Here is a 25628-nt window from a genome sequence, read left to right as displayed (position 1 = left end):
GAGGCGATCAGCGGCTACACCGGCATCCGCATCGACAGCCACGGCCGCCGCTTCGTGATCCAGGGAGCCCGCCTCTGGACCCTGCGCGACAGCGACGGCCGCGACCGCGGCCAGGCCGCCGCCTTCTCCAGCTGGTGGTGGCTGCCGTCATCGCCCCTGGCGGTTCTCCCTCCAGCTCTGGTGTAGAGACCGGCTCAGGCGGGTAGACCGAACCGGGATGGACGGTTTACGCCCTCCTCGATCTCATTGAGTTCGTCCAGATTCACTGGACGGGTGATCCGGAACCACCCGGATTCTCATTGATGAAGGACACCACCATGCTGACCCTGCGCCATTCCCCCTTCGATCTGCTCGAGCGTCTGGAGCAACAGGTCAATCAGGCCGAGCGTGTACCAGCCGCTGAAGTGCATGAAACCGATCAGGCCTATGTCGTCGTTCTGGAACTGCCCGGCGTTGACAAGAACTCGATCGAAGTGAAGGCCACCGACCGCTCCCTGCTGATCAGCGCGGAGCGTCGCTCCCAGGCCACCAGCGACAACAACGAGGCCAAGGACGCCGGCCCCATCCACAGCGAATTCCGCTATGGCACCTGGAGCCGCAGCTTCCGTTTTCCCGCCGGCCTGCAGCGGGAGGCCATCGAAGCCCGCTACCGCGATGGCCTGCTCACCGTCACGGCCCCCAAGGCCCAGACCCACAGCACCGTTGTCGTCAAAGTGGAGGACTGAACACACTGGTGAACTGAGCAAACGCCCGAGGCGTTGATCGAGACAAGAGGGTTCCTGCCCCGGCCTCAGTGCCGGGGCTTTTTTCATGTCTCACTCCGTGTCGCCGTGTGCGAAACGTCTGTAAAGGGCCTCAAGGAGCTGGTTGCTGCTGTACGGCAGCGCCAACTAAGGACGTCGGGGAGTGGTCCAGGGAGCTGAGAGAAGCCATCGTCGGAATACACCGCGGGGTGAACATACGATCGCTTTGATGGCAAGAGTCAGCAGACCCTCATGCATCAGAAGGACTGCACTGAGTGATCAAGTGCCGTCAGAGGCGGCACTTCTGCATACCCCCCTCTTCGCCGTCCCCAGCATGCCGGGGGTCCTGTGAGAATCAGGATGCGCGGCGCTCAATCCGGTTGTTGCGGCACAGTCAGCCTCACAGTCGAGCGACGGCGCCATTCGGAGGTTGGTCTGCCTGGATGGGAATGGCCTCAACAATGGAGACCCCGGCGCCCGTGTCGATCGCTCGGGTCATCGCCAAGCCACATTGGCTGAAGAGTTCTGAATAGTCGGGCAGCGTCCGCTGACGCCCGCCGATCGCCAGCATGGCGATGTCCAGAGTCCTGGGCCAGTTCGGCCCAGGATCGTCCGGAAGAATGGCCTCGATGAGAAGGACTTTCGAGTGTTCGTGAGCAGCGCGACGCACCGACGTCAAAATCGTCTTTGAAGCTGCGTCATCCCAGTCGTGAATGACTTCCATCAGCAGGTAGGCATCGCCGGCTGGCAACACGTCGTTGAAGAAGTCGCCTGGTTGCAGCCTCAGGCGATCGGATGCAATCCCCGCCGCTTGCTCAATGACGTGGGATTGGTCAAACAGGATGCCAGAGGCCTGTGGTGTCTCAGAGAGCACGGATTGGAGCAGATGGCCTCGACCGCCACCGACATCGACGATTGTAGAAAAGCTCGAAAAATCATACGCCGTGATTACACCCTGAATTTGCCCATGAGCTTTGCTGGTCATGGCTTCATCAAAGATGCGGCTGTCGTCAGGATGTGCAGCGAGGTAACCCCAGATTCCACCGGGCAACACCTTGTCCGCGCATGGCTGGCCGCTTCGAATGGAATATTCCAGCTGACCGACAGAAGCCCAGAAGGCAGGCAATCCGAACATCCGCACGAGCGAACTCATGGATTGGGGATGATCGCTACGGAGCATGAGCGACTCGGGAGTATGCACGACACATCCCCCTCGGAACTCGAATACACCATTGGCGGAGAGAATCCGAAGCGCTCGATCAAGGGCCGCTGGATCTGAGCCGGTCGCCTGGGCGAGGGCAGAAACGGGCTGGGGCGTGTTGTCCAGGGCGTCTGCGACACCAAGGTTGGCGACGGCATGGAGACAACGCGGTAAATAATGACCGGCAGCCAACTGGAGCAAGGTTTCAACTGGATTGTCCGCCATGATCAGAATTCCCTCAAATCGCTGTGTGCTTCATCCGCCGTCAACACCCACTCCAGCTGGGTCCGGAACGCCGAAACGTTCTCAAACCATGGGATTCATGCGTCCGATGAGTGACTGCCAGGGCAACCTCAGCCCTGGCCCTGAATCCAGGAGGGCGATGATCCTGCAGTCAAGGCTGATCGTTCAAGGTCTCGCCGGCCCTTACCTGCCAATCCATCAGACTGGCAGGTGAGGGCTTCGCCACTGATTTGGTCGTCAGCCTGACGGCGGGCCCGCCGTCATCAGCTCTGGATCAGTTTCCGGTTGGCATTGGTATTTTGATGCCCTCGTTCGCGAGCATTCCCCGCACATGCTGGAAGCGTTCGTACTGGGTGAGCGTAATCGGGCCGGAATACCCCTCGCCTTGCATCTTGCGTGGAGGGTATTGAACATAGGTTTTCATCAGGTCTTTGATGGTTTCGCCAATGGTGACCATCACCCAGGTGCGTTCCGTATAATTATTCATAAAAATATCATAGCGTTCCTGCGGATCTTGCCACAGGTCAAACAATTGAGGAACGATCGCGACATAACTCTCTGCCCCCTTCCAGCCCAGGTTGGAGTCTACGGCAAGACCTCCGGTGGTTCCGCCATCGTCGCCCCGCAGGTTAAACACAGCCTTGTAGTTGTTGACCCGCACTGCGCCTGGGGTCAGCTCATTCTCGGTGAAGTAGAACCAGGATTTTCGCTCACACTTGCCGGCGCCGAACAGCACCGGAGACATGTCATAGCTGTCAAAGATGATCGGTTGCCCCTCGCGATCATTGCTGGGCAGTGGAACTCCGGCTAGGGCAGCAAACGTTGCCATCAGATCAAGACCGCCCAGGATATCGTGGTTCTTCACGCCTGCCGCGATCTTTCCTGGCCACCAGGCAATGGCGGGGACGCGGTTTCCTCCCTCGCGGACAGTTCCCTTGGTGCCCCGGAATGGCGTATAGCCGGCGTCAGGATAAACGTCCTGCCAGGCTCCATTATCGGTCGTCCAGAAGACAAGCGTCTCCTCTTCCAGGCCCAGGGCCCGCACTTTGTCCATGATGGCCCCGATGCGGGCATCCAGCTCGACAATCGAATCCGCGTACTTGCTCTTGGAAGGAGATTGGTGAATGTAGTCAGGGTGCGGAAGGTTGGGCTGGTGCACCTTCATGAAGTTGACGCTGAGAAAGAAGGGCTGATCGTCCTTGGCGGCCACTTCGAGGAACTCAATCGCTGCTTTCTCGACATAGCCATCGAAAAAGGGAATTCCGACCACGCCTTGTTCCGGAGTGTCGACGTACTGGCCGTTGATCTTGAAGTCTTCCTTTGCCTCCTCTCCTGCCTTGCCAGAAAGCGAACCTTTGGTCACTTTCTGGAACATGGCCCTGAGCTCTGGATCCATATCGGGGAACCAGGTGGGATCAGCATAGGTATAGGCATTGAGGTGGTAAAGGCCAACATACTTCATCTCGTCATAGCCTTGTGCATTGGGTAGTGCATAATCGTCCTCGCCCAGGTGCCATTTACCCGTAAAAAAGGTGCGGTAGTCAGCCTGTTTCAACACGGAGGCCAGAGTCCACTCTGCGGCTGGCAAGCCGCCTCCCTGCCCCTGAAACGCCACGGTGGTCATGCCGCTGCGGTTGGGAATGCGTCCTGTCAACATTGCCGCCCGTCCCGGGGTGCAACTCGGTTGGGCATAAAAGGAAAAGAAGGTCACGCCTTCCGCCGCCAATCGATCGAAGTTTGGGGTTGGCATTCCCCTCCCTTCACCGCCGCCGTAGGGGCCAAGATCGCCATAGCCTGTGTCGTCCGTCACAAGCAGAATAATGTTTGGCTTTTTATTCGGCATGGGTTACCTTCTCCCTGAAGTGCTGATTGGCTAGCAGGTGTACTCTGCTGATCGGCAATGGCGAATCTCTACAACGCTCTCCTGTTGAGCCATGGCCTCCGGATCGTCTGAGAGGCAAGACTGTCCCTGGATTGCAGGGTAAACAGAAGATCTGCATTCTAAGGTCTTTTTGCCGGTTCTCTGCGCACGATGGCATTTCTTGACTTTCGCTTGCCGGCAAGGATCATGAAAGAAGGGTGCCGATAGCTACAAGGACCAAGGCGTCTATCTCCGTCTCGTATAGCAGCTACCGAAAAGACGTGCATTTTTTCGATAGCATCTGTCTCATTTCCCCCAGCATTCGGATCAGTCCTCCGAGCCATCCAGTGATCGGCCGGGGAGCTGAGGAGATCCTGCGCACCCACCAGCCAGGGGGGCTCCCGCCTCCCGCCGTCTCAAGCCCCCGTTGGCTCTGGATGGATCTGGACGAGATGGATGAGACAGGCGACTCCGTCGCTTCAACGGAGTCGGCCTCAAGAGAGCGAACCCCGCCCCGGCGGCCAGGCCAGGGCGGGGATTGCTCGTGATCCGCACCTCACGGCCGCGTCACTCCGTGTCGTCGTGGGCGAAGCGGCTGTAGAGGAAATCCAGCGCCTGGTTGCGCATGTCGTAGTAGATCGGATCCTCCATGATCTCCTCGCGGTTGCGCGGCCGTGGGAAGTTGATGTCCATGATTTCGCCGATCCTGGCGGCGGGACCATTGGTCATCATCACCAGGCGATCAGCCAGGAACAGCGCTTCGTCGATGTCATGGGTGATCATCAGCACGGTGCACTTCTGGGTGTTCCAGATTGTCAGCAGCTCCTCCTGCAGTTCCTCCTTGGTGATGGCATCGAGGGCCCCGAAGGGTTCATCGAGGATCAGCACCTCCGGCCGGATCGCAAGAGCCCGGGCGATCGCCACCCGCTGCTTCATGCCACCGGAGAGCTGCAGGATCTTTTTCTCGGCCGCTTCGGTGAGCCCTACTATGGCGAGGTGCTCGCGGGTGATCTCCTTCTTCTCACGGGCCGAGAGATCCGGCTTGACGGAATCAATCGCCAGGTACACATTTTCATACGCGGTGAACCAGGGCAGCAGCGCATAACCCTGGAACACCACCATCCGGTCGGGGCCGGGCTTGGTGATCCGGTTGCCGTGCAGCACCACCTGGCCCTCACTGGGGGTGGCGAAGCCCGAGACCATGTTCAGCAGGGTGGATTTACCGCAACCGGAATGGCCGATCACGCACATGAACTCCCCCTGGTTCACCGCCAGGTCGATGCCATCCAGCACCGTGTAGGGGCCAGTGGCGGTGGGGTACACCTTGCTGACGTTCTCGAAGCGCAGAAAGGCGTCGCTGGACGGGGACACAAGTCCCGCCTGGACGGGTTGAAGCAACGTGGACATCATGGATCTTGCTGAAGAACTCGAAGGAAGACAGAAACCTGAAGCAGGACCAGGCTCCGGATCGCGTGGAAACCTGGGCCTGGCCTCTTCTCAGCCGCGCCGGGGCGGGGCCAGCGGGATCTCGGCGATGCTGAAATCGCGTTTGATCGTCTGGCTGTTGAGGTAGCCGATCGGGTCCTCGGCATTGAAGGCCTGGCCATCGAACAGCTCGATGCCCTGGCGCTGATAACTGACCACTTCGAGGCCCAGCTCACGGGCGGCGGTGCTGAACACCCCCACTTGGCAGACGCGCTCGAGGATCTCCACCCAGTTGCGCGGCAGGGGGATCTCACCCCAGCGGGCCATCTGGGTCATCATCCAGAGGTGTTCGGTGCGGCTGGGGCGGTTCAGTCCCTCCCCGAAGAACAGGTGGTGCGGCACCGCCCTCTCGCTCTCCGGTCCGCCCCGGTCCACGTCGGCGCTGGCCTCGCTGAAGCGGATCATCTCCGGCTTGATGCCGAGGTAGCGGCGGTCGCTGAGCAGCTCGCTCAGCTCGGCCCAGTGGGCCGGATCGGCGCAGTAGCGGCAGGCCTCCAGCAGCGCCTTGGTGAGGGCGATGTTGGTGTTGGGATAGGCGATCGCCCAGTCTTCGCGCAGCCCCAGCACCTTGCCGGGATGGCCGGGCCAGATCGCCAGATCGCCAGCCACTGCGATGCCGTGGCCGTCGCGGATGGCCCGGTCGAGCCAGGGGGCACCCACGCAGTAGCCGTCGATGCTGCCGTCCTTGAGGTCGGCGAGCATCTGGGCCGGCGGCAGGGCCTGCAGGTGCACGTCCCTGTCGGGGTCGATGCCGTTGGCCGCCAGCCAGTAGCGCAGCAGCAGGTTGTGCATCGAGGCCTCGTGCACGATCCCCATCGTGTGGGGCTCGCGCTCGTGGCTCTTGAGATAGGCGCGGTAGTCCTCCACGGTGCGCACCCCCTGCTCCGCCAGGCGGCGGCCCAGGGTGATGCCATTGCCGTTGCGGCTGAGGGTGAGCGGCGTCACGATCGGCAGGGGCGTGCCGCCGTGGCCGCCGGCCGTCATCCAGGTGGGCATCCCCGCCGGCATCAGCGAGGCGTCGAGAGTGCCGTCCACCAGCCCGTCGACGATGCCGCGCCAGCTGGTTTCGCGGATCAGGCTCACCTCATCGAGGCCGTGCTTGGCGAAGAGCCCGTGGGCTTCCGCCACGGCCAGGGGGGCGCTGGCGGCCAGGGGCAGGAAGCCCAGATCCAGGTTCACCTTTTCCAGCCCATGGCGGGCCACCACGGCATGGGGCCGGGCCCGCCACTGCTTCACCCGCTTCTGGCGATTGAGGAAGTAGATGATCTCCGAGCGCAGGCTGTAGTAGCTGGGATGGTGCACCACCTCCAGGCGGGCCCGTGGGCGGGGGATGTCCACCTCGAGGATGCCGCCGATCCTGGAGCCGGGGCCGTTGGTGAGCATCACGATGCGGTCGGAGAGCAGCACCGCCTCGTCCACGTCGTGGGTCACCATCACCGCGGTGAGCTCGTGCTCATTGCAGATCTGCATCAGCTTCTCCTGCAGATTGCCCCGGGTGAGCGCGTCGAGCGCCCCGAAGGGTTCATCCAGCAGCAGCAGCTTGGGCCGGATCGCCAGGGCCCGGGCGATCGCCACCCGCTGGCGCATGCCCCCGGAGAGCTGCAGGGGCAATTTTGAGGCCGCAGGGCCGAGGCCCACCATGTCGATGTGCTCCTGTACGAGGGTATCGCGCTCGCTGGAGCTGATCCTGCCCATCACCTCATCCACCGCCAGGGCGATGTTCTCCCGCACCGTGAGCCAGGGCAGCAGCGAATAGTTCTGGAACACCACCATCTTGTCGGGGCCCGGGCGCTTGATGGCTTCGCCATCCAGCAGCACCGTGCCCTCGGTCGGCAGATCCAGGCCGGCGATCATGTTCAGCAGGGTGCTCTTGCCGCACCCGGAGTGGCCGATCAGGGAGATGAATTCCCCCTTGCGGATCTCCAGATCAATCCCCTTGAGGGCAAGGTAGGTTCCGCCGCCCTGCAACGGAAAGCTTTTCTCGACTGTGCGGACATCAACCAGTACCGTCATCGTTCAGACCTCAATCGGAGCTCGAGTTTGGTAGGTGAAAAGAAGACCATCACTGGCCCGGGGTGAGGCGGCTCTGCAGCCAGGCCATGCCACGATCCAGCAGCAGACCGACGGCGCCGATCCAGATCACAGCCAGCACGATGTCGCTGACATAGTTCTGCTGATAGGCATCCCAGATGAAGAAGCCGATGCCGACGATGCCGGACATGACGATCTCAGCGGCGATGATCGCCAGCCAGGCCAGGCCGATCGAGATGCGCAGACCGGTGAAGATGTAGGGGAGAGCTGAGGGCAGCAGCACCTTGGTGAAGAAACGACCTTTCGACATCTGCAGCACCAGGGCCACGTTGCGGTAGTCCTGGGGGATCTGGCGGACCCCCTCAGCCGTGTTGATGAGGATCGGCCAGACCGCCGTGATGAAGATCACGAAGATCGCCGCCGGCTGATTCTTCTGGAAGATCACCAGGGCGATCGGAACCCAGGCCAGAGGCGCCACCATGCGCAGGAACTGGAAGAGGGGGTCGAGAGCCCTGTTCAGCGCCGGGCTCAGTCCCACCGTGATGCCTGCTGAGATACCCACCAATGCGGCCAGGACGTACCCCTGGGCCACGCGTCCCAGACTGGCCATGGTCTGCCAGAACAGTCCCTTGTCGAGGCCACCCCGGTCGTAGAAGGGATAAAGCAGCAGTTCGCGCGTGCGCTCGTCGGTCCAGAGGCTGAGGGGTCCCGGCAGGCGGGTGAGATTCAGGCTGGCGCTGAGTTGCCAGGCCAGCAGAAATCCGCCGATCCCCAGGAGGGGGTAAAGCCAGGTGCTGCGGTTGAGCATCAGCCAGCGGATGGGATTCATCGTGGATCCAGAGCGTGGCTGGGGAACGGAAACCATGACGCGGTCGTCCTGATGAGGAAGAGATGGATGGGACAGGCACGGCCGGGGCCCGGAAGGCCCTCGGCCATGAAGGGCCCCCGGTGCGGGTCCATGTGCCGGGGGCCTTGGAGAGAACTCAGCGCTTGATCTTCAGGCTGTCGAGGTAGGCCTGCGGGTTCTCAGGATCGAAGACGATGCCATCGAAGAAGGTCTCCTTGCCGCGGGAGGATCCAGTGGGGATGTCCCCGGCGGGAAGGCCCAGCTCGGTGGCGGCCTGACGCCAGAGGTCCTCCCGGTTCACCTTGTCGACCAGCGACTTGGCCTGGTCGATCGTGTCGAGCTTGCCGGGGTGGAACTTCCAGCGCAGCGACTCCACCAGGAACCAGAGACTCAGGCTCTTGTAGGGGTAGGAAATCACGCCCCGGTCGCTGGCCCAGTAGAGCGGCCCCAGCTTGGGATCGGTGGAGGGCTTGAGATCGGCACCCAGCTTGTAGTCGGCCTTGAGCGCGGGCACCAGCACCGAGACGGGAGTGTTGAAGTACTGGCGGGAACTGAGTATTTTCGCCAGTGCTTCCTTGTTCTCGGCCTTGTCGGCCCACTGCTGGGCCTCCATCAGACCCTTGATCAGAGCCACGGCCGCCTTCGGATGCTTGTCCACCCAGTCAGCGCGCACACCCAGGAATTCCTCAGGATGCACGGGCCAGATCTCGGCGGTGAGTGCCGCTGTATAGCCGATGTTGTCGGTCACGATCCGGAAGGGCCAGGGATCGCCCGTGCTGAAGGCCTCCATCGTGCCGTTGCGCATCCCCTGCAACGTCTCCGTGGAGGGCACGGTCAGCAGCTCGATGTCCTTGTCGGGATCGATGCCGCCGGCCCCGAGCCAGTAGCGGATCCAGAGGTCCTGGTTGGCATTGGGGTAGGTGTGGGCGGCCCGGAACTTACGGCCTTCGGTCTTGGGGAAGCCGAGGATCGTGGGGGCAGCGGGGGTGAGGTCCACCCGCAGATTGGCCTTCTTCAGGGAGTTCGAAACGGCGATGGCATTGCCCTGGCTGCTCAGCTGAGCCAGGACGTACATCGGCACCTTGTTGCCGTTGGTGATGATGCCTTCCGTGATCAGATGAGGCATGGGCAGCTGCCACTGACCGCCGTCGATACCACCACCGGCTGAGCCGATCACCACGTTGTCGCGAGCGGCGGGCCAGCTGGCCTGCTTGGCCAGCTTCACCTCGAGGCCGTGCTTGGCGAAGAACCCCTTCTCCACCCCCGCCACCAGCGCAGCAGCTTCCAGGATGGGGACATAGCCGAGGGTGATGGACTTGGTCTCGAGACCTGCATCAGCCACGGGGGCCGTGCCGGCAGCGGGTCCTGAGCTTTTCTCGGGTGGATTGCCACAGGCATTCAGCATCAGGGTGCCGGCCAGGGTGGCGCTGAGAACGGAAAGAAACTTGCGACGATTGAGCATGGTCAGGAAGGCAGGAGAAAGTGAAGGACGACACGGTGTGTCATCCAAGGAGGGCGGGATTCCGAGTGAAGAAAAGATCAGGCGGGCAGTCGGATTAGGACGTGGAGACAGAAATCCGAGCGCTTAATCGAGGGTCCTCAGGGATGGAACATGGGTCACCGTTGCGGCGGTTGCGAGACCTTAATCGCAAGTCTTGACCAGTGGACGTTCGGGCCTGGCAGAATTACGTATGCCAGCGATAAGTCCAGGCAATCAGTCGCACGAATCCACCGAATACAGGCACATCCAGTGCCCCAGAATTGGCCTCACCTTTCTTTAAGGTAGTGGCCTCAAATCCGGGCTCCAGCCCGGTGCACCACCCCCAGGAATGGAGTTTTACCGCGGCCGTGCAGCGGCACTGGCCACCATGCATGGCAAGGAGAGGGCGATCGCCCGCCCGTTCCGCAGCCTGCTCCAGCTGGATCTGGAGCGGCCCGTGGGGCTCGACACGGATCGGCTCGGCAGCTTCGACGGGCGGCAGCCGCGGCTGGACGGAGCAGAGGCGATCTGCCGCCACAAGGCCCTACTGGGCATGGAGTGGCTGGATCTGCCGCTCGGCCTGGCCAGTGAGGGCAGCTTCGGCCCCCACCCGGCTCTGCCCATCCTGGCGGCCGGCCTGGAGGTGATGGTGTTCCTGGATCAGGAACGTGGCCTGGAGATCTGGGAGCGACTGGTCGCCCGCCGCACCAATTTCGACCACCGCTGTGCCGCTGAGCTGGCGGAGCTGGAGGGCTGGCCTCAACGGGTGGGCTTCCCCGCCCACGGCCTGATCGTGCGCCCCGATCAACCCTGGCCTGGCGCCGACGATCTGCTCTTCAAGGATCTGCAGGATCATCATCAGCTGGCTGAGGCGATCGGCGCAGCCGCAGCCGGCTCGAGCAATGGCCGGGCTTTGGTGGAGACCGACATGCGCGCCCACCGCAACCCCACCCGCATGGCCTGCCTGCGCACCCTGGCCACCAGGCTGGCCAGACGGATCTCCACCCCCTGCCTTGCCTGCGGCGCTCCGGGCTGGGGGGGGGTGGAGCTGGTGCCTGGCCTTCCCTGCGGCTGGTGCGGCAGGCCCACATCCCTGGCGCGCGCCGAGCGCTTCGGCTGCGTCAGCTGCTCCCACACCGAGGAGCGCCCCCGTCCCGATGGATGGGCCGAGGCCGATCCGCAGCACTGTCCGCTGTGTAACCCCTGATCGTCACCGCTGCGTGCGTGGAACCCGCGCCGCCGCTAGGACGACCTGAAACGAAAAATCCCGACCATGTGCAGGCACACAGCCGGGATAGAAAACAGATCAGATCAGAACTTGTGATCGCGCAGGGCTTCCACCTGGTAGATATAGGTGATGATCGAGTAGTCCGCGTAAAACTTGGCTGCAATCTCGTTGGTAATCTTGTCGGCCAGCTCGCGGGTGCCAGTGAGCACCTCGATTTTTACATTGGAGAGAGTATGCGAGACGATTGGATCTCCCGTGGAGCGCACATTGCGGCTGCCTTCCCCTCCAGCTGCATTCACAGTGTACCCGGTGGCACCTGCCGCCTTGATCAGCTTGATGAGTTTCTTGGAGAGGATTTCCTCCCCAACGATCACCAGCTTCCAGACCTGTTGGCTCATGACTTTAAGTTGCGATTGGTTTTAATTTGAAAGAAGCCTAACCACCGATCATCTGAGCAATCCCAATGAACAGAGGGATGCAGATGGCGATCGCCACCGGAGTGCCGATGGCCGTGGAGGCGCCGATATAGGCGGAGGGATTCGCCGAGGGAATGCCAGCGCGAAGGGTCGGCGGGCCGGAGATATCCGAGCTCGACGCGGCGATCACCGCCAGCACGACAGCGCCACCGATGCTGAAGCCCGTGATCTTGTGAATGACAAGGCCGAGACCGAATGCCAGAAAGCCATGCAGGATGGGTGCGAAGAAAGCATAGATGGCAAACCACTGGGCAACCTTGCGCAGCTCATTCATGCGCTGGGCGGCCTCCATCCCCATGATGATCATCAGAATCGACAGGAAGCCGCGGAACAGAGGATTGAAGAAGCTCTCATAGACGGGCTCTGGCTTGGTGAGAATGCCAAGGGCCACACCCAGAAGCAGCGACGTGACGGCGGAGCTCTGCACGCTTTCCTTGATGATCGACCAGATCTCGACTTTCTCGGCAGCCTTACCGGTCGTCTTGCTGAGGTAGACGCTGGCCACCACGATCGCTGTCACCAGGGCCGGGATGTCCATGAAGGGATACAGGGCCGCCGTCCAGGCCTCATAGGGGATCTTGGCGGTATCCAGCTGCGGCAGAACAGCGGCCAGAGTGGAGCCACTCACCGCGCCGAACAGGCCACCTGTGGCCACAGCGTCAGGCACGTTGATGCCTGGAAGTTTCCCCAGGGTGTAACGACCGATGAACACGATCACAATGCCAAGCGCCACAGCCGCGAGTGCCGGAAGGAAAATCTCGGCGGGGTTGGAATTGCGAATGGCGATGCCACCGGTCAATCCGATCTTGAGCAGCAGGAAGAAGGTGATGAACCTGTAGATCGAATCTGGAATGGCCAGCTGGCTGCCGAATGAGGCGACGACCATGCCTCCGATCAGGAAGCCAAGTGTTGGAGACTGAAGCTGCTTGATGAAAAGTGTGATGAATTCGGTCAAGTCAGATCCTCTGATGTTTTGATGATTTAGGACATTGGGTGAGATGGAGACATGGGACGAAAAATGTCCCATGTTTACAACCAGATTGATGGGCCTCAGCCCGCGTCAGCCAGCGGGCCGGCAGGCGCCGGATCCGCTGTCATCGCCATAGGCAGGAACGAAGCCACCTGCCGTGATTGAAATGCCCGGGAAGAGCCCAGGACTGCGAAACGTCGGCTGCAGTCAGACGTCGTGATGTTCTCTACCCTGGTGGGTGGTGAACATGAGGGTCTCAGGCGGATGGGCCTGGCCTCACGCTTAATCCTGATCTGTGCCGGGAAAGTTCAAACGAGCCGTCCCGTTGGCGGCGCCTGTTCAGTCAAGTGTCATGGGTGCTTGGCCGAAATGGGAAGGGAGGTGATTGATGGTCATGCCAGTCGCCGGAAACTGGGCAGAGTGCCAAGGCAGTTCGCGACTGGGCTGGGGCTGGAGGACCGAATTCCCTGAGGATTCAAGAGCCCTCAGAGGTGTGACATGGCTGGCAAATAAATAAGTTCGGGAGACGTTAATTCCATCCCTGTGGCACTGGGCGCCTTGTTAAGCAAAGAGTTCATATCCAACGGATAAGCGTGGATTATCTGACGGCACAGTGATCGACGCATGGAAGGCGAAGCCGCAATGCCTGCCCAAGCCGTGCCTATGGCGGCCATCAGAAGGCCGAATCGGCCTGGGCCCTCCCGGGCACCTCAGGAAACAAGGAAATCCCGACGGCGTTTCTAGAGTCGACGTCCCCGCAGACGCCGTCGATGACTGTCGCCACCGCTGCACCCCCGCGCCTCTCCCTGCAGTGCGAGGCGATCGGGCCCGACACCACCACGATCCGCTCCCTCGACTGGGACCGCAGCCGCTTCGACATCGAGTTCGGCCTGCGCAACGGCACCACGTACAACGCCTTCCTGGTGCGCGGTGAGCGCACCGCCCTGATCGACACCAGCCATCTCAAGTTCGCGGGCACCTGGCTGCCCCTGCTTGAGGAGCAGATCGATCCGCTGGCGATCGATCACCTGATCGTGTCCCACACCGAGCCGGATCACAGCGGCCTGATCGGCCACCTGCTGGAGCGCAACCCCGAGATCGAGATCGTGGCCTCCAAGGTGGCGATCCAGTTCCTGGCCGATCAGGTGCACCGTCCCTTCCGCAGCCGTGCCGTCAAGAGCGGCGAGGAACTCGACCTGGGCACCAACCCAACCAGCGGCGTGCAGCACCGCTTCGAATTCCTGAGTGCCCCCAACCTGCACTGGCCCGACACGATCTTCTCCTTCGATCACGGCACCGGCATCCTGTACACGTGTGATGCCTTCGGTCTGCACTACTGCGGCGACGACATCTACGACGTGGATCCCGGCGCCATCGCCCCCGATTTCCGCTTCTACTACGACTGTCTGATGGGGCCCAACGCCCGCAGCGTGCTGCAGGCCCTCAAGCGCATGGACGCCCTGCCGCCGATCCGGATGATCGCCACCGGCCACGGCCCGCTGCTGCGCGATCACCTGGGCCTCTGGACCGGCGACTACCGCGACTGGAGCAGCCAGCGCAGCGCCGGCGAAACCTATGCCGCGGTCTGCTACGTGAGCCAGTACGGCTTCTGTGACCGGCTCAGCCAGGCGATCGCCCGCGGCATCGGCAAGGCCGAAGCCCAGGTGCAGCTGGTGGATCTGCGCGCCACCGACGCCCAGGAACTGGCGGCCCTGGTGGGCGAAGCCAGCGCCGTGGTGGTGCCCACCTGGCCGGCCAAGACCGACCCGGACCTGCAGCAGTCGATCGGCACCCTGCTCGCCGCCCTCAAACCCAAGCAATGGGTGGCGGTCTACGACGCCTACGGCGGCAACGACCAGCCGATCGACAGCGTCGCCACCCAGCTGCGCAGCCTTGGGCAGAAATCAGCCTTCGAGCCGCTGCGCATCCGCCAGGTTCCTGACGGCAACGATTACCAGCGCTGCGAGGAGGCCGGCACCGACCTGGGCCAGCTGCTCACCCGCGCCCGCACGATCGCCGCGATGAAATCGCTCGATGGCGACCTCGACAAGGCCCTCGGCCGCCTCAGCGGCGGGCTCTACATCGTCACCGCCCGCCAGGGGGAGCGCAGCAGCGCCATGGTGGCCAGCTGGGTGAGCCAGGCGAGCTTCGATCCTCCGGGGATCTCGATCGCCGTGGCCAAGGACCGGGCCATCGAGGCCCTGATGCAGGTGGGTGACCGCTTCGTGCTCAACATCCTGCGCGAGGACAACCACCAGGAGCTGCTGCGGCACTTCCTCAAACGCTTCCCGCCGGGTGCCGACCGTTTCGCCGGGGTCTCCACCCTCGATGGGGTCTCGGCAGGCGGTCCTGTGCTGGGCGATGCCCTGGCTTTCCTGGGTTGCCGGGTGGCCCAGCGCATGGAGGGACCCGACCACTGGATCATCTACGCCGAGGTGGAGGAGGGCACCGTGGCCGACAGTGAGGCCACCACCGCCGTGCACCACCGCAAGGTGGGCAACCACTACTGATGGCCTCCTCCTCCCCCGCCGCGCGCCCCTCCGCCGCAGCGGGCACAGACCGGCATGTGATCGTGCTGCCGATCGAGCCGGGACTGATCTGCCTGCGGGGCCTCAGCCCCAAGCGTCTGCGCTTCGAGGTGGAATACGGCCTGGAGCGGGGCACCACCGCCAATGCATTTCTCTTCGAGGCCGGCAGCAGGACAGGTGGCGCCCCGATCCCCCCGGTGCTGGTGCATCCGCCGGGGGCCTCCTTCGCGCAGCCTTTCCTGCAGCAGCTGGCGGAGCTGGTCCCGGCCGACGCGGCGCTGAAGGTGGTGGTCGGCCACCTCAACCCGAACCGGGTGGCGCTGCTGCGGGAGCTGGCGCTGCGCTGGCCGGCCCTGATGCTCGTGGCCTCCAACGCCGGCGCCAGGCTGCTGGAGGAACTCTGGAGCCAGCGCAAACCCGCCGCCAGCGATGCGGAGGCTGAGCCCCCACTGCCGCCGCTGCCGCCGATCGATGTGATCAAGCAGGAAGTGAGCCGGGAGCTGGCGAACGGCTACCGGCTCACCCTGATCCCCACCCCCACACCCCGCTGGCCCAGTGCCCTGGTGGCCTTCGAGGAGCGCACCGGCCTGCTGATGAGCGGCAAGTTCTTCGCCGCCCACCTCTGCAGCGAGAGCTGGGCCGAGGCCAACCGCGACAGCACGGAGGAGGATCGCCGCTACTTCTACGACTGCCTGATGGCGCCGATGGCCCGCCAGGTGGAAACGGTGGTCGACCGCCTCGATGAGCTGGCGATCCGAACGATCGCGCCGGGCCACGGTCCGGCGATCAGCGAAAGCTGGCGCAGTCTGCTGGCCGATTACCGCCGCTGGGGTGAAAGCCAGGAGAAGGCCCAGCTCTCGGTGGCCCTGCTCTATGCCAGCGCCTACGGCAACACCGCCGCCATCGCTGACGCCCTGGCCCAGGGGGTGGCGCGCACAGGGGTCCGGGTCGAGAGCCTGAACTGCGAATTCGCGCCCCCCGAGCAGCTCCTGCAGACGATCCGCGGCTGCGACGCGCTGATGATCGGCTCCCCCACCCTCGGGGGCCATGCCCCCACGCCGATCGTTTCGGCCCTGGGCACCCTGCTGGCGGAAGGCGACCGCGAGAAACCGGTGGGCGTGTTCGGCAGCTTCGGCTGGAGTGGCGAGGCCATCGATCTGCTCGAGAGCAAGCTGCGCGACGGCGGCTTCCGCTTCGCCTTCGAGCCGATCCGGATCAAATTCAGCCCCGATGGCGCCACCCTCAAACGGCTGGAGGAAACCGGCACGGCCCTGGGACGAGACCTGCAGCAGCGTCAGAAGCGCCAGAAGCGGGTGGCCGGCGGTGGCCTGAACGAAAGCCGCAGCAACCCGGCGGTGCTGGCGCTCGGGCGCGTGGTGGGCTCCCTCTGTGTCCTGACCACACGCAAGGGGGAGGGAGCGAGCGCCCTGTCGGGGGCGATGGTGGCCAGCTGGGTCAGCCAGGCCAGCTTCAGCCCACCGGGCCTCACGGTGGCGGTGGCCAGGGACCGCGCCGTCGAGGCGCTGCTGCACGTGGGCGATGTGTTTGTCCTCAACGTGCTGGCCGCCGGACGGGAAAGCGGACCGATGAAGCAGTTCCTGCAACCCTTTCCCCCCGGTGCCGACCGTTTCGCGGGGCTGGAGCTGGAGAGCAGTCCGGGAGGCCAGCCAGTGCTGCCGGAGGCCCTGGCCTGGCTCGAGGCCCGGGTGAGCCAGCGGATGGAGTGCGGGGACCACTGGCTGATCTACGCCGTCGTGAGCCAGGGCGCCGTGCTGGATCCCACAGGCACCACGGCGGTGCACAAGCGGCGCAGCGGCGCCAACTACTGATCCAGCTAACTCATACTCAGTCCGACTTAGTGCTAGGGTCTGGGGAGACCGGCCAACCCGCTCCTCTGTGTCCATGGATCTCTCCAACCCCCTCACCAGCGCCAACCTTGAAGCCGCCTTCGGCGGCGAGAGCATGGCCAACCGCAAATACCTCTTCTTCGCCGATCTGGCCAAGAAGCTCGGCCATGCGGAGCTGACCCGGCTCTTCCGCGACACCGCCAACCAGGAGACCGAGCACGCCTTCGCCCACTTCCGCCTGCTCCATCCCGAGCTGGTGGTCGACGATCCCGCCAGCCTCTCGGACGAGCAGAAGCGGGCGGTGCTCGCCCGCTGCCTGGAACTGGCGATCGAAGGCGAAACCTACGAGTACACCACCATGTATCCGGAGTTCGCCGCCGCGGCCCGCGCCGAACGCGATGCCACGGCCGAAGCCGAATTCAACGAGCAGATCGCCGAATCGGAAGACCATGCCGGAGTCTTCCGCAAGGCCGCCAGCAACTTCGGCTTCCTCACCCCCATCGAGCACCACCATGCCGACCGCTACGGCATCGCCCTGAAGGCCCTCTCCGGTGAGGGCAAGGCCGGTGAGGCCAGCCAGCCGCTGCCCGGCCTCTGGATCTGCAAGGTCTGCTCGATGATCTACGACCCCGCCATCGGCGATCCCGACTCCGGCATCGCCGCCGGCACCCCCTTCGAAGCCATCCCCGACGACTGGGAATGCCCGATCTGCGGGGTCCGCAAGGCCAGCTTCGAGCCCTACCGCGAACCTGAGCTGCTGGCGGCCTGATCCCTGTCCTGACTCGATCGCCGGCTGCCCCCGAGCGCCGGCCTCATCTCCGACACCCGCACGTTTCCCCGATGGCCGACCTGTTCACTCCCCTGCGGCTCGGCCCCCTGGAGCTGCCCAACCGGGTGCTGATGGCCCCCCTCACCCGTTCACGGGCCGAGGCGGGCCATGTGCCGGGCCCGCTGATGGCTGAGTACTACGCCCAGCGGGCTTCGGCGGGACTGATCATCGCCGAGGCCACGATGGTGATGGAGGGGGAGTCGTCGTTCATCCGTGAACCGGGCATCCACTCCCAGGCCCAGATCGACGGCTGGACGCTCACCACCGACGCGGTGCATGCGGCGGGAGGCCGCATCGTGCTGCAGCTCTGGCACGGGGGACGGGCCTGCCACCCGCTCCTCAACGGAGGCCGGCAGCCGGTGGCCCCCAGCCCGATCGCCATCAGCGGCGATGAGATCCACACCCCAGAGGGCAAGAAGCCCTACGTGGTGCCGCGGGAGCTGGCCGACGCGGAGCTGCCCGCCATCGTGGCCGGGTTCCGCCAGGCGGCCCGCAACGCCATCGCCGCTGGTTTCGACGGTGTGGAGGTGCACGGCGCCAACGGCTATCTGCTCGATGAATTCCTGCGCGACGGGAGCAACCGCCGCGCTGGCCCCTATGGCGGTCCGATCGAGAACCGGGCCCGCCTGGTGCTCGAGGTGATCGAGGCGGTGCGCCAGGAGGCGGAGCTGGTGGGACTGCGGATCTCGCCGCTCAACAGCTACAACGCCATGGTCGATTCCGATCCGGTCGGCCTCAGCCGCTGGCTGGCGGAGCGGCTCAATGGCTGCGGTCTGGAGTACCTCCATGTGATGCGCGGCGATCTCCTCGGCCAGCAGCATGGGGATGTGCTCGCGCCGGTGCGCGAACACTTCAACGGCACCCTGATCGCCAACATGGGGTACGACGGCAGCGAGGCCAGCGCAGCCATCGCCGCCGGCACCATCGACGCGGTGGCCTTCGGCACGGCCTTCCTGGCCAACCCCGATCTGCCCGAGCGTCTGCGGCGTGGGGCCCCGCTCAACAGCCCCGACCCCGCCACCTTCTACACCCCGGGCCCCGCCGGATACACCGACTACCCCGCCCTGCCATGACCACCACCCCACGCACCGCAACCCTGCTGCGCCCGGCGGCCGAGCGCTTCCACGGCCGGCTCGACTGGCTCGAGAGCTGGCACACCTTCAGCTTCGGCCACCACTACGACCCGGCCTGGATGGGCTACGGCCCCCTGCGGGTGATCAACGAGGACACCATCGCCCCGCACCGTGGCTTCGGGATGCATCCCCACAGCGACATGGAGATCATCACGGTGATGGTGGAGGGGGAACTCAGCCATCGCGATTCGATGGGCCATGGCGCCGTGCTGAGGGCGGGGGAGGTGCAGCGCATGAGCGCCGGCACCGGGGTGGTCCACAGCGAGATCAATGAATCGGGACGCCCCTGCCGGCTGCTGCAGATCTGGATCGAGCCCAGCAGCCGGGGCATCAAGCCGGCCTATGAGCAGAAGGCCTTCCACTTCGGCGACGACTGGACCCTGGTGCTCGATCCCCAGGAGACCCAGGGGGCCATGGCGATCCACCGGCCGGTGCGGCTGTGGCGGGCCCGGCCCGGCGAAGGCGTCAGCCTGGAGCTGCCCCTGATGGCCGGGCGCCAGGCCTGGCTGCAGCTGATCGATGGTGCCGTGGAACTCAACGGCCCGGATGGCAGCCGGCTCCTGGAGGCCGGTGATGGCCTCGGCTTCCTGGCCAGGGGATCAGGGGCGCTCACGGCCAGGGCTGCCGGCACCGATCTGCTGCTGTTCGAGCTGGCATGAACGGGCCGGACGCCCACGATCTGCTGCACTTCTGGTTCGAGGAGTGCCGGCCGGTCCAGTGGTTCCGCAAGGATCCAGGCTTCGATCAGCAGGTGCGCGAGCGCTTCGGGGCGCTCGGCGAGCGGGCCCTGGCCGGGGAGCTGCGACCGTGGGCCGACGATCCCGACTCAGCACTGGCGCTGGTGCTGTTGCTCGATCAGCTGCCCAGACAGCTCTGGCGCGGGACGCCCGAGGCGTTCTCCGGGGATGCCGCGGCCTTGGAGCTGAGCCTACGGGCCCTCGCCATGGGCTGGATCGAAGCCGAACCCAGGCGCGAGCGGCGCCAGTTCTGGCTGATGCCCCTGATGCACAGCGAGGACCTGGCGATCCAGGACCAGGGGCTGGAGCTGTTCGAGCGCTTCTGTGATGCCGAAACCACGGCGTTTGCCCGCCGCCACCGGGATGTGATCGCCCGCTTCGGGCGCTTCCCGCACCGCAACGAGGTCCTTGGGCGCAGCTCCAGCGCCGGTGAACTGGCGTTTCTGAAGCAGCCAGGCTCCCGCTTCTGACGACGGGAACGGCAATTCATGACAAATCATGACCGTTTTTCGGAAAGGCAGCCTGTGATGCTGCGCCTGATCAGCCCTGCCCCTGCAATGGATTCCGACGTTCCATCGCGCGCCTGGTCATGGCGACCCACGATCCCTACGCCCCTGCCCTGCGTGTGGTCCCCGATCTGGAACCCAAGCGCTGGATCGTTCGCTACCGCGGCTTCGTGCTGATGCCCCAGGCCGATCTCACCTGGCTGGTGCGGCCTGAGCGCAGCCCGATGCCGGTGCTGCCGTTCCGCACCCCCGCCAGCTCTCTGGCTGACGTGAAGGCCCTGGTCGACTGGCGTCTCACCCGGGCTGCCTGAGCCGGACAGCAGACCTGGCCCCTGAGGAGCTCAGGCCGCCTGGGGCGGCGTGGGGGTGGGGCCGCCGGCTGCCTGGAACGTCAGCACGACAGTGGCCCAACGCTCCGGGCGCTCGCTGCGACGGCGCTTGGCCTGACGCACTCCGAAGGGGACCCGCAGCACATTGGTGCCCTCTTCGCGGAAGATCTCTCCCCGGTCGTGGGAATGGACAAGGGCGGAGGGCACCGCCGGCAGGGACGGACCCGGCCTGGTCGTCGACCCCGGCTGACTGGCCGCCTGGGCATCGGCCCTCACCAGGCGACGAATGGCCGCAGGACCGGAAGTGTCGTCGTTGTTGCCGTTCATGGATGGGTCGGCGTGGCCAATGGGCGGGTCGGAAGGAGCAGCGGAACCGGAACTTCCGGGCGCATTTCTCACAGATCAACGAAAAGAAGCAACCCCTGGATTCAAAAGAAAACCTGTGGATTGATCAACTTGGCGGGATCTTAACGCCCATGGCCAGCCAGGGCTGGTGCCGTGGCTACCCCTTCCGGGACCGCCCCCAGGGGCACCGCCGCCAGCTCCTCCACCGATGGGCAGGTGCAGACCAGATTCCTGTCGCCGTAGGCGTTGTCGATGCGGGCCACCGCCGGCCAGAACTTGGTGGCGTGCTGGCCCTCCCCGGCGGGGAAAGCGGCCTGCTGCCGGCTGTAGGGACGGCCCCAGTCATCGGCCGTGACGGCCGCCAGGGTGTGGGGCGCACGCTTGAGCGGGTTGTCGAGGGGGTCCACCTGGCCGGCCTCGATCGCCGCCGTTTCGGCCCTGATCGCGATCAGGGCCTCGCAGAACCGATCGATCTCCGCGAGCGATTCGCTCTCGGTGGGCTCCACCATCACCGTGCCGGCCACGGGCCAGCTCACGGTGGGGGCATGGAAGCCGTAGTCCATCAGACGCTTGGCCAGGTCATCCACCTCCAGACCGGCACTGCGCTTGAGCGGTCGCAGATCGAGGATGCATTCATGGGCCACCCGACCGCCCGGTCCCCGGAAGAGCACGGGGTAATGGGGCTCAAGGCGCTCGGCGATCACGTTGGCCGCCAGCAGGGCCATGGAGCTCGCCTGGCGCAGACCCGCGCCCCCCATCATGCGGATGTACATCCAGCTGATCGGCAGGATGCCGGCGCTGCCCCAGCGGGCCGCCGCCACCGCGCCGATGCCCTGGGCCTGACCGGGCAGGAAGGGCACCAGGTGAGCGGCCACCCCGATGGGCCCCACCCCGGGGCCACCACCGCCGTGGGGGATGCAGAAGGTCTTGTGCAGGTTGAGGTGGCAGACATCGGCGCCGTAGAGGCCCGGCTTGGCCAGGCCCACCTGGGCGTTGAGGTTGGCCCCGTCGAGATAGACCTGGCCGCCATGGCGGTGGATCACGTCGCAGAGACGGCGGATGCCGGGCTCGAACACCCCGTGGGTGGACGGGTAGGTGACCATCACCGCCGCCAGGGAGGCGGCATGGGTCTGGGCCTTGGCCTCCAGATCCACCAGGTCGATGTTGCCCTTGTCGTCACAGGCCACAGGCACCACCCGCAGGCCCGCCATCACCGCGCTGGCCGGGTTGGTGCCATGGGCGCTGGTGGGGATCAGACAGACATCGCGGTGATCGTCGCCGCGGCTGCGGTGCCAGGCGCGGATCACCAGCAGGCCCGCGTATTCCCCCTGGGAGCCGGCATTGGGCTGCAACGACACGCCAGCGAAACCGGTGATCACCGCCAGCCAGCTCTCCAGATCAGCGATCAGACGGGCATATCCCCTGGCCTGGGAGGGCGGCACCAGGGGGTGCAGGTCGGCGAACTCGGCCCAGCTCACCGGCGCCAGCTCGGCGGCGGCGTTGAGCTTCATCGTGCAGCTCCCCAGGGGGATCATCCCGTGCACCAGGGAGAGGTCGCGGGACGCCAGGCGCTGGATGTAGCGCAGGAGCTCGGACTCGCTGCGGTAGCGCTGGAAGACGTCCTGCCGCAGCCAGGGGCCCTGGCGCAGGGGCAGGCCCGCCAGCAGCTCCTGATCAGCGGGCAGCTCGGCCAGCAGGGCGGCGGCCGAAGGGGCTTCGGCAGAGGCGGCGGCGGCGAACAGCGCCAGCAGCTGGTCGATCTCGGCCTCATCGCTGCGCTCATCGAGGCTGAGGGCCACCCCCTCCAGCACCCCGACCGGGGACATGAGCGACCTGAGGTTGAAGCCGGCGGCCTCCGCCCGCTCCAGCAGCGCGGCGGCTTCGGCCGTGAGCACGCTGAGGGTGCCGAAGGCCGGGCCGGCATCGAACTGGAAGCCGAGGCGAGCGAGCCCCAGGGCCAGGGCGGCACGCAGGCGCAGCACCCGCCGGGCGATGGCGCTGAGCCCCTCGGGCCCGTGGTGCACGGCATAGAAACCGGCCATCACCGCCAGCAGCACCTGGGCGGTGCAGATGTTGCTGGTGGCCTTGTCGCGGCGGATGTGCTGCTCGCGCGTCTGCAGAGCCAGGCGCAGGGCCGGCCGGCCCTCGGCATCGAGGGAGCGGCCCACCAGACGGCCGGGGATCTGGCGCTTGTGGGCCTCGGTGGTGGCGAAGAAGGCGGCGTGGGGTCCACCGAAGCCCAGGGGCACCCCGAACCGCTGGCTGCTGCCGATGGCGATGTCGGCGCCGAGGGCACCCACGGGCTCCAGCAGCACCTGGGCGAGGGGATCGATCGCGACGGTGACCATGGCGCCGGCCTCGTGAGCCGCCGCGATCACCGCCGTGGGATCGAGGAGACGACCACGGCTGCCGGGCAGTTGCAGCAGCACACCGAAGACATCGGAGCCGAAGAGCTGATCGCCAGCAGCGGCCGCGCTGCTGCTGGCTGAAGAAACCGTGGCTGGATCGAAGGTCTCGATCAGAATCCCCAGGGGCTCGGCCCGGGTGCGCAGCACCTCCAGGGTCTGGGGAAACACCTGCTCATCCACGAGGAAGCGGCGGGCCTCGCCGCGGCGGCAGGCACCGGCACTGAGCGACATCGCCTCGGCCGCCGCCGTGGCCTCGTCCAGAAGCGAGGCGTTGGCGATCGGCAGGGCTGTGAGCTCGCTGATCAGGGTCTGGAAATTGAGCAGGGCCTCCAGCCGCCCCTGGGCGATCTCCGCCTGGTAAGGGGTGTAGGCGGTGTACCAGCAGGGGTTCTCCAGCACATGGCGCTGGATCAGGGCCGGGGTGGCGGTGCCGTAATACCCCAGGCCGATCAGGCTGCGACGCACCTGGTTGAGGGAAGCGATCCGGCGCAGTTCCGCCAGGGCCTGGGCCTCCCCGACGCCCTCGGGCAGATCCTGCTCGGCGGCGCTGGCTGGAATCAGGATGTCAGCGGGAACGACTTCCGCCACGAAGCCCTCCAGATCGGTGCAGCCCACGCGCTCGAGCATCCGGGCCTGCTCGGCGGCGGATGGGCCCAGATGGCGTTGCAGAAAAGGAGATGGACCCCGGGGGGCGCCGGCCACGGCGCTGTCGCTGCTGCTCTCGACGCTCACGCCACCCGGTCCGGCTTAGCGCAGGATCCTAGGGACTTCGCCCCGGCAGACCAGCCTTCAGGAGCCCGCCAGCTTGGCGCGGTAGCTGTCGGGCTCCAGCAGATCGTCGAGCTGGGTGGGATCGCTGGGGCGCAGCAGCAGCAACCAACCCTCCCCATAGGGATCGTTCTGCAGTTCCTCGGGGCTGGAGAGCACCGCCTCGTTGCGCAGCTCCACGGTGCCGCTGATCGGGGCGTACATCTCCTCGACGGCCTTGACCGATTCCACCGTGCCGAAACTGCTGCCGCGCTCCAGCTGAGTGCCGGTTTCGGGCAGTTCCACGAAGACGATGTCGCCGAGCTGGTCGACGGCGAAGGCACTCACCCCCACCCTCACCAGCTCCCCCTCCGGGCGCACGTATTCATGGCTGTCGGCGTAGCGGCAGTCGTCGGGGACCTGGAGGGCCATCGCGGACCGGAAGACGGTTGGGTCCAGTGTGGCTCCCGGGGGGCCGGCGCGCTCAGGAGCACCCTCCGGGGCCCAGCGCCGCCAGGGCCCGCTCCAGCGCCAGGGCCACGTGGCTGCGGTGGGTGCCGCCCTGAGTGAACAGCACGTAGGGCTCGCGCAGGGGGCCATCGGCCGAGAACTCGCTGGTGCTGCCGTCGATGAAGCTGCCGCCGGCCATCACCAGCTCACTGGCGTAGCCGGGCATCGGCGCCGGCACCGGATCGAGATAGCTCCCCACCGGCGAGCACGACTGGAAGGCCCGGCACACACGGATCAGGGGCTCGGGGGCACCGAAGCGCACCGCCTGGATCAGATCGCTGCGCTGCTCCCCCACCCGGGGCTGAACGGCAAAGCCCAGATCGCTGAAGACCGCGGCGGTGAGTTCAGCGCCGATCAGGGCTTCCGACACCATCTGGGGCGCCAGGAACAGCCCCTGGAACAGCAGGCGATAGAGATCGAAACCGGTGCCGCCCTCGCTGCCGATGCCGGGTGCCGTGAGCCGGCAGCAGGCCTGCTCCACCAGCTCGGCGCGGCCGGCCACGTAGCCGCCGGTGGGAGCGATGGTGCCGCCGAGGTTCTTGATCAGCGAGCCGGCGATCAGATCGGCTCCCACCGCCGTCGGCTCGAGGCCCTCGACGAACTCTCCGTAGCAGTTGTCGACGAAGCGGATGCAGCCCGGACGGAGGGCCTCCACCCGCTCGCAGAGACGGGCGATCGACTCCACGCTCAGGGAGGGCCGCCAGCTGTAGCCGCAGCTGCGCTGAATCAGCACCATGCGCGTGGGCGGCGCCAGGGCCGACGCCAGGCCGTCCTCATCCACCGCGCCGGCGACCGTGAGCGGCAGCTCGTCGTAATGGATGCCGAACTCGGCCAGGGAGCCCTGACCATGGCCACGCAGACCGATCACCTCCTCGAGGGTGTCGTAAGGGCGGCCGGTGAGGGCGAGCAGGCGATCACCGGGGCGCAACACACCGAACAGGGCGGCGGCGATGGCATGGGTGCCGCTGACGAACTGCAGGCGCACGGCAGCGGCTTCGGCTCCGAGCACCCGCGCGAAAACCCGATCGAGCGCCTCCCGGCCCAGATCGCCATGGCCGTAACCGCTGACGGAGGCGAAGTGGTGGGTGCCGAGCCGCTCGGCGGCAAAGGCGTCAAGCACCCGCGCCAGGGCCGGCTGGACGGC

22 protein-coding genes are annotated in these 25628 nt (G+C 65.5%); 10 read left to right on the top strand and 12 right to left on the bottom strand.

What is annotated here, in order from left to right; genetic code table 11:
- Together VB734_RS03070 and VB734_RS03065 are read left to right on the top strand one after the other, a co-directional pair.
- Window positions 1–186 (top strand): MEKHLA domain-containing protein (locus tag VB734_RS03070; protein ID WP_323242922.1); only part of this gene is annotated, 186 nt, incomplete at its 5' end.
- Window positions 187–317: 131 nt separating this feature from the next.
- Window positions 318–725 (top strand): Hsp20/alpha crystallin family protein, encoded by a 408-nt coding sequence (locus VB734_RS03065; RefSeq protein ID WP_322782615.1) that lies wholly within the window; start codon window positions 318–320, stop codon window positions 723–725.
- A 418-nt stretch (window positions 726–1143) separates the two neighbouring features.
- On the opposite strand, the gene VB734_RS03060 is transcribed toward VB734_RS03065, so the two are convergent.
- The 6 genes from VB734_RS03060 to VB734_RS03035 all read right to left on the bottom strand — a co-directional run bounded on the left by VB734_RS03060 (window position 1144) and on the right by VB734_RS03035 (window position 9873).
- The gene (locus VB734_RS03060) at window positions 1144–1896 is read right to left on the bottom strand and encodes a methyltransferase (protein WP_323242921.1); all 753 of its coding nucleotides are present in this window, start codon (window positions 1894–1896) and stop codon (window positions 1144–1146) included.
- A 565-nt stretch (window positions 1897–2461) separates the two neighbouring features.
- Window positions 2462–4030, bottom strand: coding sequence for an arylsulfatase (locus tag VB734_RS03055; RefSeq protein ID WP_322782049.1), 1569 nt, complete (start codon window positions 4028–4030; stop codon window positions 2462–2464).
- A 585-nt stretch (window positions 4031–4615) separates the two neighbouring features.
- Window positions 4616–5455, bottom strand: a complete 840-nt coding sequence (locus VB734_RS03050; protein ID WP_322782050.1) for a nitrate ABC transporter ATP-binding protein — start codon at window positions 5453–5455, stop codon at window positions 4616–4618.
- A gap of 90 nt (window positions 5456–5545) precedes the next feature.
- Entirely contained in the window at window positions 5546–7546 is a 2001-nt protein-coding gene (locus VB734_RS03045; RefSeq protein ID WP_322782051.1) for a nitrate ABC transporter ATP-binding protein, read from the bottom strand.
- A 49-nt stretch (window positions 7547–7595) separates the two neighbouring features.
- Complete coding sequence (gene ntrB, locus VB734_RS03040; RefSeq protein ID WP_197166449.1) at window positions 7596–8393, bottom strand: nitrate ABC transporter permease; 798 nt, start codon at window positions 8391–8393, stop codon at window positions 7596–7598.
- Window positions 8394–8547: 154 nt separating this feature from the next.
- The gene (locus tag VB734_RS03035) at window positions 8548–9873 is read right to left on the bottom strand and encodes a CmpA/NrtA family ABC transporter substrate-binding protein (RefSeq protein ID WP_197166451.1); all 1326 of its coding nucleotides are present in this window, start codon (window positions 9871–9873) and stop codon (window positions 8548–8550) included.
- Window positions 9874–10240: 367 nt separating this feature from the next.
- On the opposite strand from VB734_RS03035, the gene VB734_RS03030 reads away from it, so the two are divergent.
- Entirely contained in the window at window positions 10241–11098 is an 858-nt protein-coding gene (locus tag VB734_RS03030; RefSeq protein ID WP_197166453.1) for a DUF6671 family protein, read from the top strand.
- 104 nt (window positions 11099–11202) lie between these two features.
- Here VB734_RS03030 and VB734_RS03025 read toward each other — a convergent pair whose 3' ends face one another.
- Both VB734_RS03025 and VB734_RS03020 read right to left on the bottom strand, forming a co-directional pair.
- On the bottom strand, window positions 11203–11517 hold the full coding sequence (locus VB734_RS03025; protein ID WP_197166455.1) for a P-II family nitrogen regulator: 315 nt from the start codon (window positions 11515–11517) through the stop codon (window positions 11203–11205).
- 37 nt (window positions 11518–11554) lie between these two features.
- Window positions 11555–12550: a sodium-dependent bicarbonate transport family permease gene (locus VB734_RS03020; RefSeq protein WP_197166456.1), complete on the bottom strand. Its 996-nt coding sequence runs from the start codon at window positions 12548–12550 to the stop codon at window positions 11555–11557.
- 785 nt (window positions 12551–13335) lie between these two features.
- On the opposite strand from VB734_RS03020, the gene VB734_RS03015 reads away from it, so the two are divergent.
- From VB734_RS03015 to VB734_RS02985, 7 genes are all read left to right on the top strand, one after another.
- On the top strand, window positions 13336–15075 hold the full coding sequence (locus tag VB734_RS03015; RefSeq protein ID WP_197166457.1) for a diflavin flavoprotein: 1740 nt from the start codon (window positions 13336–13338) through the stop codon (window positions 15073–15075).
- Window positions 15075–16922 carry a diflavin flavoprotein gene (locus VB734_RS03010; RefSeq protein ID WP_197166458.1) on the top strand — a complete coding sequence of 616 codons (1848 nt, stop codon included), beginning with the start codon at window positions 15075–15077 and terminating at the stop codon, window positions 16920–16922. The genes VB734_RS03015 and VB734_RS03010 overlap by 1 nt, the downstream gene beginning before the upstream one ends.
- A 73-nt stretch (window positions 16923–16995) precedes the next feature.
- Window positions 16996–17709, top strand: a complete 714-nt coding sequence (locus VB734_RS03005; RefSeq protein ID WP_197166459.1) for a rubrerythrin family protein — start codon at window positions 16996–16998, stop codon at window positions 17707–17709.
- 71 nt (window positions 17710–17780) lie between these two features.
- Complete coding sequence (locus tag VB734_RS03000; protein WP_197166460.1) at window positions 17781–18842, top strand: alkene reductase; 1062 nt, start codon at window positions 17781–17783, stop codon at window positions 18840–18842.
- Window positions 18839–19561 (top strand): pirin family protein, encoded by a 723-nt coding sequence (locus VB734_RS02995; protein ID WP_197166461.1) that lies wholly within the window; start codon window positions 18839–18841, stop codon window positions 19559–19561. The genes VB734_RS03000 and VB734_RS02995 overlap by 4 nt, the downstream gene beginning before the upstream one ends.
- Window positions 19558–20109, top strand: coding sequence for a DUF924 family protein (locus VB734_RS02990; protein WP_197166462.1), 552 nt, complete (start codon window positions 19558–19560; stop codon window positions 20107–20109). Before VB734_RS02995 ends, VB734_RS02990 begins: the two co-directional genes overlap by 4 nt.
- A 119-nt stretch (window positions 20110–20228) precedes the next feature.
- On the top strand, window positions 20229–20456 hold the full coding sequence (locus VB734_RS02985; RefSeq protein WP_197167596.1) for a hypothetical protein: 228 nt from the start codon (window positions 20229–20231) through the stop codon (window positions 20454–20456).
- Window positions 20457–20486: 30 nt separating this feature from the next.
- Here VB734_RS02985 and VB734_RS02980 read toward each other — a convergent pair whose 3' ends face one another.
- The 4 genes from VB734_RS02980 to VB734_RS02965 form a co-directional block, all read right to left on the bottom strand.
- Window positions 20487–20801 (bottom strand): hypothetical protein, encoded by a 315-nt coding sequence (locus VB734_RS02980; RefSeq protein WP_231594912.1) that lies wholly within the window; start codon window positions 20799–20801, stop codon window positions 20487–20489.
- Between the two features lie 140 nt (window positions 20802–20941).
- Complete coding sequence (gene gcvP / locus VB734_RS02975) at window positions 20942–23854, bottom strand: aminomethyl-transferring glycine dehydrogenase (protein ID WP_322782616.1); 2913 nt, start codon at window positions 23852–23854, stop codon at window positions 20942–20944.
- Window positions 23855–24016: 162 nt separating this feature from the next.
- Window positions 24017–24406 (bottom strand): glycine cleavage system protein GcvH, encoded by a 390-nt coding sequence (gene gcvH, locus VB734_RS02970; protein ID WP_197166463.1) that lies wholly within the window; start codon window positions 24404–24406, stop codon window positions 24017–24019.
- A gap of 52 nt (window positions 24407–24458) precedes the next feature.
- Window positions 24459–25628, bottom strand: a 1170-nt coding sequence (locus tag VB734_RS02965) for an aminotransferase class I/II-fold pyridoxal phosphate-dependent enzyme (protein WP_323242919.1), incomplete at its 5' end; no start/stop codon positions are given.

Source organism: Synechococcus sp. BA-124 BA4, assembly GCF_034931165.1.
This window is presented reverse-complemented; position numbering and strand designations above follow the sequence as displayed.